11 protein-coding genes and 2 pseudogenes are annotated in these 11,660 nt (G+C 33.8%); 11 read left to right on the forward strand and 2 right to left on the reverse strand.

Annotation, left to right across the window (positions count from 1 at the left end; all coding sequences use genetic code 11):
- The 3 genes from LJE08_RS11245 to LJE08_RS11255 all read left to right on the forward strand — a co-directional run.
- The coding region (locus tag LJE08_RS11245; protein ID WP_227403263.1) for an IS3 family transposase at nt 1-784 on the forward strand (784 nt) is incomplete at its 5' end.
- A 203-nt stretch (nt 785-987) separates the two neighbouring features.
- A complete protein-coding gene (locus tag LJE08_RS11250; protein WP_227403273.1) occupies nt 988-1,503 on the forward strand; it encodes a hypothetical protein in 516 nt (171 codons plus the stop codon).
- A gap of 132 nt (nt 1,504-1,635) precedes the next feature.
- Nucleotides 1,636-2,703 (forward strand): hypothetical protein, encoded by a 1,068-nt coding sequence (locus tag LJE08_RS11255; protein WP_227403264.1) that lies wholly within the window; start codon nt 1,636-1,638, stop codon nt 2,701-2,703.
- Nucleotides 2,704-3,038: 335 nt separating this feature from the next.
- On the opposite strand, the pseudogene LJE08_RS11260 reads toward LJE08_RS11255, so the two are convergent.
- Nucleotides 3,039-3,263: pseudogene (locus LJE08_RS11260) on the reverse strand (ATP-binding protein); the annotation flags it as partial.
- Nucleotides 3,264-3,645: 382 nt separating this feature from the next.
- The gene (locus LJE08_RS11265) at nt 3,646-4,359 is read right to left on the reverse strand and encodes a hypothetical protein (protein WP_227403266.1); all 714 of its coding nucleotides are present in this window, start codon (nt 4,357-4,359) and stop codon (nt 3,646-3,648) included.
- Between the two features lie 430 nt (nt 4,360-4,789).
- Here LJE08_RS11265 and LJE08_RS11270 point away from each other — a divergent pair, with 430 nt between their 5' ends.
- The 8 genes and pseudogenes from LJE08_RS11270 to LJE08_RS15340 form a co-directional block, all read left to right on the forward strand.
- Nucleotides 4,790-5,971: an ABC-three component system protein gene (locus LJE08_RS11270; RefSeq protein WP_227403267.1), complete on the forward strand. Its 1,182-nt coding sequence runs from the start codon at nt 4,790-4,792 to the stop codon at nt 5,969-5,971.
- Entirely contained in the window at nt 5,968-6,204 is a 237-nt protein-coding gene (locus LJE08_RS11275) for an ABC-three component system middle component 7 (protein WP_227403268.1), read from the forward strand. The genes LJE08_RS11270 and LJE08_RS11275 overlap by 4 nt, the downstream gene beginning before the upstream one ends.
- Nucleotides 6,179-7,867 (forward strand): DUF2326 domain-containing protein, encoded by a 1,689-nt coding sequence (locus LJE08_RS11280; protein WP_227403269.1) that lies wholly within the window; start codon nt 6,179-6,181, stop codon nt 7,865-7,867. The genes LJE08_RS11275 and LJE08_RS11280 overlap by 26 nt, the downstream gene beginning before the upstream one ends.
- Nucleotides 7,868-7,877: 10 nt before the next feature.
- Nucleotides 7,878-8,123, forward strand: coding sequence for a helix-turn-helix transcriptional regulator (locus LJE08_RS11285; protein ID WP_227403274.1), 246 nt, complete (start codon nt 7,878-7,880; stop codon nt 8,121-8,123).
- A gap of 55 nt (nt 8,124-8,178) precedes the next feature.
- Nucleotides 8,179-8,424 (forward strand): hypothetical protein, encoded by a 246-nt coding sequence (locus LJE08_RS11290; protein WP_227403270.1) that lies wholly within the window; start codon nt 8,179-8,181, stop codon nt 8,422-8,424.
- A gap of 258 nt (nt 8,425-8,682) precedes the next feature.
- The gene (locus LJE08_RS11295) at nt 8,683-9,066 is read left to right on the forward strand and encodes a hypothetical protein (RefSeq protein WP_227403271.1); all 384 of its coding nucleotides are present in this window, start codon (nt 8,683-8,685) and stop codon (nt 9,064-9,066) included.
- 113 nt (nt 9,067-9,179) lie between these two features.
- Entirely contained in the window at nt 9,180-10,871 is a 1,692-nt protein-coding gene (locus LJE08_RS11300) for an AIPR family protein (RefSeq protein ID WP_227403272.1), read from the forward strand.
- Nucleotides 10,872-11,542: 671 nt separating this feature from the next.
- Nucleotides 11,543-11,660: pseudogene (locus tag LJE08_RS15340) on the forward strand (nucleotidyltransferase); the annotation flags it as partial.

Below are 11,660 nucleotides of genomic sequence, written 5' to 3' on the forward strand. Positions count from 1 at the left end.
ATCAGGATATTACAATTATCTGCATCGAAAACCTAGCAAGCAATCTATATCTAAGAAAGAGAGAATACAAGCGATTCAAACTATATATGATGATAATCATCAAATTTATGGTGCACCAAAGATAGCGAAAGAGATGCAAAAGAAAGGCGAAAAAATATCACAAAGAACTGTAGGTGTATATATGCGAGAAATGGGTATCAGAGCCTGTTACATTAAACCATATGTAAAAACAACCTTTGATAGTGATTTTTCAACAAAGCTGCATAACATTTTAAAAAGAGACTTTTCGCCAAGCAAGCCAAATGAGGCATGGTGTACAGATATAACGTATATATTTACCTTGGAAGGATTTGTATACCTTACAAGTGTAATGGATCTATATTCAAGAAAAATAATTGCATGGACATTATCAAGAACATTGGAAGTGGAAGAAGTATTGAAATGTATAGAGATGGCTAGAAAGCGGATAAAAACATCGAATCCTGTAATTATTCATTCGGATAGAGGAGTACATTATACAAGCAAACTTTATAAAAAATTAACGGCAGGACTGATTCTAAGTTATTCAAAAAAAGGCACACCATGGGATAATGCATGTATAGAATCTTTTCATTCAGTAATTAAAAGAGAATGGTTAAATCGTACTTTGATTTATGATTATGATCATGCATATGATTTGTGTTTCGAATATATTGAAACATTCTACAACACGATACGAATCCATAGCCATTGCGGTTATGAATCACCAAATCAATATGAGAATAATTATTATTCAAAACATTAGAATTTAAAATTTATCTATTTTATGAGTCCTTTTTCTTGACGTAGTACCAAGGCAATTGCGGATAAACTAACGAATGAGAGAAATCAATTCTCAAATTATCGAATAGATTTCTATATACTTTCGATTCCAAATAAAGCTAGCGTGTATCCAGAATATATGCCAGACACAATTGAAAGAAAAAATACTACATCAAAAACGGATTTATTGATGAAGTATTTAGAAGAGAATACGGATTTAAATGTAGTGGACGTAAAGCCAACACTTGTAAAAGCGAAAAGAAACAGCAAGTGTACTATAAGAGTGATACACATTTTAATCAGATCGGTGCTTTTGTGACGGTACAAGCATTAAAGGATAAGATTGATGGGAAAACAGATAAATTAAAGGATGTTAAGTTTGGCAAAATCACAAATCATTATTCTGGAGATTTAGCACGTTTATGTGATATGCAAGATACATTCAATAATGATACTCAATATCAATTGGATCCAGCCACAGTAAACACAAAAATAAAATCAGACAAAAAAATATTGGTAATAGGAGATTCGTATTCAGATGAAATGCTGAGTATTTTAAGACAATATTTTGCAGAAGCACAAACTGTAAACATTTGGTCTTTTGAGCCGAGCTTATTAGATGAATATAAACCAGATATTGTAGTATGGGAACATGCTGAAAGATATACGGATCGTTTCAATTGGATCTCATTATTTGGTTAGACATGTTAACAAAATATGAAAAGTTATAAATATATATCTTAATTTAAGTAATATTATATTATATAGTAGCAAATAATACTGTTCTTTGATATAGTTGAAGTAGAGCTTCACCTATAGAAAGGAAAATATAATATGAGGAGAATTTTAGGTGTATTTATAGCGTTGCTTATGTGCTGTGTACCAATTGGTATACAAGCGGAAGAGGAAGTGTTATCTTTTGAATATACAGGTCAAAAGATAGAAATTAAGGGTGCGACTGGTTATTATTCTATTCCTGAGTTTGAGTTTTTAGAGGATGCTCCAATTGATTGTGGAAAGTATTTTGCGGTTACTGGTGGTGGATATGTTACTTTTGAGATCAATCCTAAAAAAGTGCTTGTTAGCGTGAATTACAACAAAGATTGGAGAGAAGGAGATTCTGAAGAAAAGAAATATCTGTGTAAATTCGATGGTGATTATGAGTTGAAATTAAGAATTTTATCAAACGGAGACTTTGTATCATTGGATCGTTATGATGGTAACATTGATTTTCAATTTGAGCCAAAGAATGAAAAAGATGTTCCAGTTGAAAAGACAAAGATTACGCATTCGGATGTAGAGGTTGTTTACTACGAAGATGGATATAAAATTGATAGTGGTAGAAGTGATATTGAACCAATCTTGTTAAAAGATGCGGGAGAATATATTGTCAGTTTTGATGCTGATTCTAGGTATTATGAATCCATTCCATTTAAAGTAACAATTCTTCCTAAAACTATTGAATTGCAATTACCTAGTTATCAAAAATATGTTGGAGAAAAAGATCCAATATTAGAAACTGATGATTATATTTTGATTAGAGAAGTTGGAGAAGAAGTAGGAAATTATAAGCTTACTGTACAAAGTAAGTCAAAGAATTATAAATATGAAATCACTAAGAATGCTATATTCACTATCTTAGATACAAAATTGCATGATATAAGACAAGAGACAGCTAGTCAGCCTGACAATGAAGAGAAGATAGATCCATTACCATCTGTAAGTGCTTCGGACAAAGATAAAAACAAACATGCAGACGCTTCTGATAAGAATGCAGATCTAGATAAAGAACCTAAGAAAACAGAAGAAGTTGTAACAGGCGTATCAAATGTAGCATCAACGTATTTTTCTTTAATGGTTTTATGCACAGTTGTTATTATTAGTTTAAAAGTATATCGTTGAATTATGATGAGAGAGATTTATTAGAAAAAGGATTTATTTTAAATGTTTTATGAAGCATTCATTAACTATACTTATTAGTGAAAGATTACTTCTAATATCCTGATTATATACATAAAAAATATTGAAAGCCGTTCGAATACCAGTTTATTTTGAAATCGACAAAGATGACGAAAGTATTAAAATGGTTGAAAAAAAGGCCCCGGACAACTAAATAAAATAAAATGTTGTCCGAGCCCAAAATTAGCAATAAACCGTTTTGGAGTATACCCGCCCCTTAAATTCTTGGAGAGCAAATTCATCTAACTCCATCCAAATTTATTGCGGCCATTTTTTTGTTATTTGAGTTTTGAATAATCCTCTCGAAGTGATCTGCCTTTTAAAAGAATTGTATAAGATGAGTTTCTAATACGATCTGGAATGGAATCAGCGAGTGGTCCATCACCTAATTTGCCAATCCATTCTTCAGGAGCCCATTGACTGCAGTAGATAGTTGATTTTTTATCTGTTCTCGATTGTATCACTTCAAATAAATCGTTTCGTTCACATTCACTGGTGGTTGTTAATAAAAATTCATCCTAAATCAAAAGATCAACTTTGGAAAGGTTCTTCATATATTTTTTGTAATATCCTTGAATCTTAGCTTCTTCAATTTCCTGTAACAAGTCATGTGGAGACGGTAGTATTGATGTCAAAAGTGAACCCAGGCAAGTAGAAAAAACACTGTAAATAAAAGGCTTTTCAGAGAGCTATCGTTAAAGAGTACGATTGGTTGCTGGAAAGTCTTTCTTTTTATGTGAAGTAACGACTTTGTGGAAACTGGTCCAGAATGCAGGGTTGACACTAGGGAATGTATATCAAGGAAAAATGAACCCTTGGGTTCACCTTATAACGATAAGAAAAATGAGAAAAACAGCGGCTGGAGAAGTTTCCAGCCGCTGCACGTCATTCACGATAATTCTTATTGTAGAGCTCTTTTGCGTATGACTGCATCTTTTTTACGTAATGATATGCTTGGCTCTTTCCCTTCTTCAAATCGACCTGTTTCAGAGCATTGCTGATTTGTGGATCCTCCACCAGAAGGGAGAAGATAGCTTTTGCCTCTGGGTACTTAAGAGACACCTCATTGATGAGATCGTCGATCATAGTAAGAATGAGAACTGAGTTTTCAGTTGAAGTGTTATCTGTTGGTTCCCAGCCGCTGCGATTAGTATCGTCGTCGCTGTTATCGTCCATAAACTTGTCAAATGAAATATAGCGAGAGAAGTACTGGTCCTTTTCAGGACGTTTGCACCCTTCGCATTTATTGCACTTAGAGCAGCGGATGTATTCGCCCTTGGAATTTAGAATTAAACATCTTTTTTTGCGAGTCGATTCAAGATACGCATCTTTTTCTTTCCAGAATCTTTCCATGTAGGATTCGACATGATCCTTAGGGATAGCTGTGAAACCTACAAGAATCTTTCTACCGCGAATATTCCAGGTTTCGAAGTTATCTTCGATAATGCCATCATTACGCTTGCGAATACCGTCTCTAATATCCTGATGGTAATTCTTTAAAACTTCATGTGCTAAGAATGGAACCAATGCCTCATTCTCTTTTGGTGTTACACCGTCGTAGCTGCGTTTGTTACTGTAATCGTATTTTTTCTCTGCCATGTGGCTTTCCTCCTTGGGTTGACACGGAGGAAATTCCACATGTGCGATACCTGAATATAGTTGGCCATTGCCATAGCGAGTTTCCTCCTATTGGTTTGGCCAGCTTGTCCTATTCAGCTGGTTTGGTTATTTAGTTGTTCATCAGAGTCAGATAGGACCGTTCTTGATCAGGGAACGCCGATCCTGATGAGTGGGCACCTTTAACGTCGGCCTCTGGACAAAATCAAGAAAAAACTTATGCGACAACATAAATATTTACATCAATGCATATAAATCTAAGCAATAATCTGTTATAATGAATAACGATAAGGCGCTTAGAACGCTTTCTCTTGATCTACTATCATCATAAACTGTTGAGGCAAATAAGTATTTGCCATCGTTTTGCCACTGTTTTGCCAAACTTTTACTGGCATTAAAGGAGAATGGGAAATTGAATGAATTAATATTGAGTACATATATCCAAATCATGCAGGATGGATTGGTAGAACATAATAAGCAGGAAGTAGCAGGAAGGTTCATCCTCGAATCTATTGCTTTGCAAGAGACTGCATGTGTGATGACTAATTTGGATGCAAAAAAAATAAGCCGTTTGGTTAGCAGGAAAGATCCTGTTCCAGACGACATTAAGCAAGCATCGTTAAGAAGTGCGGTAGTATTGGGTGTAAAGAACTATTTTAGAGATAAAGTTGTTTCGGATTTGAATCCGTACACACAAGATGACACGTTGCAGAAAATAATGAATGTTATTGTTCAAGATGTTCAAATATCAGACAAGCTTAAAGATAAATTTAAATGCATTTATTGTTCAGATGATGTTGCTGAATTTTTATCAGAAACCTTTTTGTATTGTTTGCAAAGAAATAATAAAGTTGTAGATAACAAGGTTGACTATCAAGATGCACCACTATTGGCGGAAGTAAGTTACGAGTGTCCCTTACTTCATGTGAAATTGGTGGAAGATGTAAAAGGGGTCCCGAAGAAAAATTACGAGATTACTCAAATATTCCCAGATGGAATTTCAACAGAGTTAGAAGAAGCATTCTCAAGGATACAAGCGAAACCTAGTAATTTAGATGATCCTTCAAATTTAATTGCATTAAGCGTTGAGGCATCAGAAAAATATTTATTGAAGCCAACAGAAGACGAGTATCGTCAGCTAGTTGAAATAAAGAGAGTCGTTGGTAGAAAGTACAAAGCGTTGAATGCAATAAATCGAATTGATCTTGAAGAAGAAATTAGGTTGGCTTTAAATGCATTGGTAGAACTGACGACATCAAAGCAATTACCACAGCTAGAATATGAAGCTCTTAGAATAGACGAGAAAGTGGATGATATCTTGTTACAGAATGAAGTGCGAGGTCATGTCTTGCTTTACTATCGATACATAGAGTCCATTTTTTCAGAGTCAACAGATAATTTCGATGAAATAGCAGGTGAAGTAAAACTAAGTTCGCAGAAGCTTGAAAAATCGGGAATGACACAGGAAGAAGTAATTAATGCTTTAGCTGAATGGATACATAATAAAGTGTTTATGAATGGGGCAAAAGGGCTCTTAGCATGTAGGATAGTAGTATGCTTCTTTATTCAGAATTGTGAGGTGTTTTATAGATGAGATTTCCAAGCAAAGTGACTTCGTATAAAGAAAGTACTATAGCTCTATTTCCTGTTGTTTTGAGTCAATTAGAAAAGAAGGATTTAACACCTTCAGAACTATATAAAAAAGTGAAAAACAAGGTATCCGGCGTACAAGAATACTTAGAAATATTAGATTGTTTATATGCCTTAGATAAAATTGAATTGGAAGGAGAGGTGATTCATTATGCTGAAAGAGATATACTGCAGTAAGTTTAAAATTGGCGGTAAAAATGGTGAGACACGTCCAGCTATTCAATTTCACGAGGGTTTGAATGCGGTAATTGGAGATGGCAATAGATCGAATTCTATTGGAAAATCCACAATGCTTATGATTATAGATTTTGTATTTGGTGGAACTGACTACATTCATAAATGTGCAGCGGTCCATCAGCCTGAAAATGTTGGTGAGCATAATATCTGTTTTACATTTGAGTTCGATGGTAAAGAATATTCATTTCTTCGAAATAATGTCAAATATCAGGAAATAGTAGTGTGTAATAGGTCCTATAAACCGATTGAAAATAAGGCTCCTATTAGTTTAGACAATTACATGTCTTTTCTTGCTGAGAAATTTGATGTGAATATAGAAGGGTTAACTTGGCGAGGGGTGATGTCAAAGCATATAAGAGTGTTTAACAGAGATACTATGGATGCCTCAAGACCGCTTCAAGCATCAAAAGATGGTAAAATAGCAGACGATATAAAAAGATACCTAATGCAATTCGGTAGATATGCTGTTGTAGAAAAACAGATTAATCAAGCAAAAGTTGCAGATGAAGAAAAAGAAGCATTTAGAAAGTCTGTAGCATTTGAACACATTAGAATGGCAAAAAACGATACAGAGTATAAGGATAATGAAAATAAGGCTGCAGAATTAGAAATCCAAGAGAAACAATTGGCAGAGAATAGCAGTAAAGGTCTGTTGGAATTAGATGATATGCAGGCTCAAAGGATCAATGAACTGAATATTCAGCTTATTAGTTATACAAGGCAAAGAGCAAAGGTACAGTCTCAATTAAATTCACTAAGACGAGAGATGGCTGAAGGGAAAAAAACATTTAAACGTACATATTCAGATTTAGAAAAATTTTTCCCTGGTATCGAGTTTAGGAGAATTGAAGAAATCGAAAGATTTCATCAAAGTCTTTACAAAGTATTGACTTCAGAGTTTAAGGATAGTGAGAAGGATCTTGCGACAACATATGTTTTACTTGGCAATGAAATTGCAAAGTTAAAAGAGCAGATTGTTGAGATAAAAAGTATACCAAATGTAACGCAAGCGGTTCTTAAAGAATATGCACGTATTACAACAGAACTAAGTAACGTTAAAGCGGCAAATGAAAATTATAAGACATTTGATGGCTTGAAAGCGACAGCAAAAGAATATGCAGCAAGACGAGATGAAGTGATTGCTGAACAGCTGTCAGCTATAGAAGATTTGATTAATACAAAGATGAAGGAAATTACAGCTCGTATTGTAAATGATATACGAATCATACCTCCAAAACTTCACCTTGAAAAAATGAATACATATTCTTTTGATACTAAAGGGGATGGAGGAAGTGGTACTGCTTTAAGAGGTTTGATTACATTTGATCTTGCAAATATGGCAGTATCAAATATTCCTTTTGTCATACATGACGCTGATCTAATGGATCCAATAGAAAAAGACACGTTAACAAAAATAATAGCTGAATATGATTCTGTAAAAAAAGATCATAAGCAGGTCTTTGCATCGTTCAGATCATTTGAATTTTATGCTGAGGAAGCTAGACCGCTTCTTGAAAGTTGTAGGGTAATACAGCTTGAGGCCAAGGGTCAGGAACTGTTTGGATGGGCGTGGAACAAAGAGGTTGAAAAAGAAGAGAGCTAAGGTAATGATTATGGTTAAGAAAAACACAGAACTTAAAACACAATTTAGTTACAACCCATTGTGGCATCTGCTGATTGACAGAGGAATCAAAAAGCAAGAATTGCAAAAGATGAGTGATGTTAGCGCCACATCTATAGCAAAAATGGGCCGTTGTGAAAATGTTACTATGGATGTGTTACTAAGAATTTGTGAAGCTTTGGATTGTCAATTGTCTGATATTGTGGAGCGAGTACCAAGACGAATAGAAGAAAAATAATGATTAAAGAATTATACCAATGTCATTAAGTTAAGTGAATACGGACCCAGATGTTATGGCTATGAAGGTGGGGTTAATTGATATTACAAATTCAATCCACTTATCACAGTGTAAGAGTAAAATCAGTATGGCTGAGCTGGCTAATATTATAGCAGCTATTCCTAATATTGATGATAGAATAGCAGCAGGAAATCCTGAGGTTGTAAATGAAATTGCAAGAAGTAATGGGAAAATAAATCTTTTCTCATTTGCTTCAAAGTATTGTTGCTATCATAACAGAAATCTGTATGAAAAGGGATGATTACTCAATTTTAGATATAGTTCTTAAATAATACATGCCTCGTCATTTTGATGATGTTACAAAAAGACAGATTTAGAAATGGCAGGACAGCTTCAATTATAAAGCATATAACGATTATATTACTAGAAAGCTTGATGAGTATTGTATAACCGTTGAACATAGAAAGAGAAAATTTGACCATTTTGTTTGGTATAAGAACAGATAGATTGGATTGTGTATATGAAAATACATACTTTCAGAGATATCATGAGAAGGAGAATGTGGCCACAGCCCGGCGAGGATGGAGGTCCTCGTAAAGTTTGGATGTTTCCTATCCGTCCGTTGCATGAAAATGATGTAAAGAAAATGGCTATGTTTGTATTTAAGAATATTGAAGATTTCAAAGCGCGTGGTATGGACGTAGATGAACAGTATATGAAGATGATTATTGCTAAGAAAAAGTCGGGCAGCAAATCTGCGTATGTTCTACCAGTTATTCCAAAGCCAGATCCAAAGCCGCCAGTTGTTATTCCTGATGATATTGTAGGTAAGCAAGTAAGACATAAGGCGTTTGGAATTGGAACTATTATTGCAATCGAAGGAACCTCTATTGCGGTAGACTTTGACAAAGTTGGATTAAAGAAGATGGGATATGAATTCTGAATGAAAAAGAAGATGCTTGAATTCATTTGATGAAATAAGATTTATATCTGAAATAGAAATGAAGAGATAAAAGAAAGCAGAACAGAAGTAAAAGTTAAATGGAGGTACAGTGGATGGCTTCACAATTGACAAATAACCAGTTGTTATTAAAAGAGTGCATAAAGCAAGAATATGAAGATGCAACAGGCTATAGTGATATGAATAACTATTTTGAACACTTTGCTGCGTCGCAGGTACTTAAGGATTTTAATCTTAGCGATGAAGAAATTGATAATGGTAATTCTGGTGGTGGAAATGATGGAGGTTGTGACAACTTATATGTTTTCTTAAATGATGAATTGATAACAGCAGATCAAATAGAAAATTTGAATGCCGCAAGAGGATCGTATCTTGATTTTTATATTTTACAGTCAAAAAATGTAACTTCTTTTGGCGAGGATGCGATAATGAAGTGGAAAACCGTTTCGGATAATCTTCTCAATATGTCTAATGCATTAGAATCATATATTGACAGATACAATGAAACTACAATAGAAGCATTTGGTATATTTAGAGATGCTATGGCCAAATTGGTTAGAAGCCAAGTGAAAGTTCGATTTTTCTATTATTATATTACTCTCGGAACTGAAGTTCACCCGAATGTCGAAGGGCAGGCTTCTGAGCTTAAGAATATTATTAAAAAGTATTATCCATCATCAGAAGTAAAAGTTATTTTTGTAACAGCAGATCAATTGATGGATATGTATAATACTGATAGTGAAATTAGGGTTAACTTGGACCTTGCAGATCAGCCGATATCATTGAGTGAAAATGAATATATAAGCCTTGTAAAACTTGGTACATATTTTAATTTTATAACTGATGAAAATAACAATTTAAGAAAATCTTTTTTCGAGGCTAATGTTAGAGATTATCAAGGGCGTAACAGTGTCAACTCAAGTATTGCAGATACTTTAGAAGGATCTGGAAACGAAGATTTTTGGTGGCTTAATAATGGGGTTACTATACTTTCGACAGACATAAAGCTGATTACCAATAAATCATTGCAGGTTGTTAATCCTGAGATAGTGAATGGGTTACAAACTTCTAGGGAGATATATAATTATTTTTCCGATAAGTTAGAAAAGATAGATGAAGATAAAAGGACAATACTGGTTCGTGTAATAAAACCAGAAAGTGAAGAGTCTAGAGATAATATTATCTTCTCAACAAATAACCAGACAAGTATTCCAAAGTCATCGCTTAGAGTAACTGATACTATACATTTACAGATTGAAATGTACTTTAAAAATCGCGGGCTTTACTATGATAGAAGAAAAAACTATTATAAGAATCAAAAAAAGAAAGCTTCCGATATAATAAGTGTATCCTTTCTTGCTCAGTGTTTAATTTCTCTTGTATTGAGAAAACCGGATTTTGCTAGAGCAAGACCATCAACGTTACTAACTGATGAGGAAACTTACAAGTTTTTGTATGAAGAGAATCAGGAACTAGAAGCATATTACAAGGCTGCCAAAATCGGTAGAAAAATCCAAAACGCATTAAAAAGCAATGAAAGTATGTCAAATACAGAGGTGAATGATATATTATTCTATGTTATTTACGCTACTGTGGCAGACAAAATGAAGAAAAAAGAACTTTCCTTTTCGGATATTAAAGAATTAGATCTAGAATCTATAACAAATGAAGAGGTTTTGTCTGTTGCAAATAGGATTTACGAGAAGTATAAGGAGCTCGGAGGAAATAGCAGAATCGCAAAAAGTAAGACTTTTATAGAGGATGTTTATTCCTTGTTTGAATTGTAAATCATTGTATGAAAATCCAGTGCAATTGTTAAAAGGTTCGCGGATATGTTCCATTGAACAGATAGGTGGATATGACATATTTACTAACGTATCGTTCCATGTTGAGACGGTCTGTTTGATGTCAAAGTGAACCCAGGCAAGTAAGAATAATGTGGTAAATTAAAGGATTTTTAGTGGGCTATCGTTAATGAGTACAATTAGCTGTTGGGAAACCTTTGTTGTTATTACTGATTCTTTTTCTTTTATTTAACTAAATCATTTTCTTTTGCGTTTACGAAATAGTTAACAAATAACACAACTTTGCACATTTAAATGTATTATCCTGTCTTTGGCAGTCAGAAAAGAAATAAAGGTAATCCGAAATTAAATAGGGTTGACCAAAAGTTGGCTTTAAAAGATGTAGGGTTGAAAACCCTATGAGTGTTTAAAGGTTATCACTTTCTAAAAGTAAAAATCCCTATGACTTTTAAAGGTTGATTTGTCCCTATCTAGTTTTATATATTCAGATTAAGTGGAGGCTTTGTTGTTGATCAATACAATATAAGGTTATTTATTAATATAGTGAAAGCAAAGAATGTTAAATAAAAATAATAATGTTGTAAATGGTTAGCTTTGTAGTTAGAATATAAAGGTATCTGAAAGGGATATTATATTAAAGGAGATACTTAGTTATGAAAACAACATTAATTATTATGGCGGCTGGAATTGGTTCTCGTTTTGGCGGTGGAATCAAGCAGTTAGCTAAAATGGGGCCAAATGGTGAAATCATTATGGATTACTCAATTTATG

It is taken from the genome of Holdemanella sp. DFI.5.55, assembly GCF_020593575.1.
Taxonomy (GTDB): Bacteria; Bacillota_I; Bacilli_A; order Erysipelotrichales; family Erysipelotrichaceae; genus Holdemanella; species Holdemanella hominis.

Bases quoted from the DNA above. Each gene is read 5' to 3' on its own strand.
- LJE08_RS11290 (WP_227403270.1), top strand. From the start codon at position 8,179: ATGGCTATGAAGGTGGGGTTAATTGATATTACAAATTCAATCCACTTA.
- LJE08_RS11300 (WP_227403272.1), top strand. From the start codon at position 9,180: ATGGCTTCACAATTGACAAATAACCAGTTGTTATTAAAAGAGTGCATA.
- LJE08_RS11295 (WP_227403271.1), top strand. From the start codon at position 8,683: ATGTGGCCACAGCCCGGCGAGGATGGAGGTCCTCGTAAAGTTTGGATG.
- LJE08_RS11285 (WP_227403274.1), top strand. From the start codon at position 7,878: ATGGTTAAGAAAAACACAGAACTTAAAACACAATTTAGTTACAACCCA.
- LJE08_RS11280 (WP_227403269.1), top strand. From the start codon at position 6,179: ATGCTGAAAGAGATATACTGCAGTAAGTTTAAAATTGGCGGTAAAAAT.
- LJE08_RS11275 (WP_227403268.1), top strand. From the start codon at position 5,968: ATGAGATTTCCAAGCAAAGTGACTTCGTATAAAGAAAGTACTATAGCT.
- LJE08_RS11255 (WP_227403264.1), top strand. From the start codon at position 1,636: ATGAGGAGAATTTTAGGTGTATTTATAGCGTTGCTTATGTGCTGTGTA.
- LJE08_RS11265 (WP_227403266.1), bottom strand. From the start codon at position 4,359: ATGGCAGAGAAAAAATACGATTACAGTAACAAACGCAGCTACGACGGT.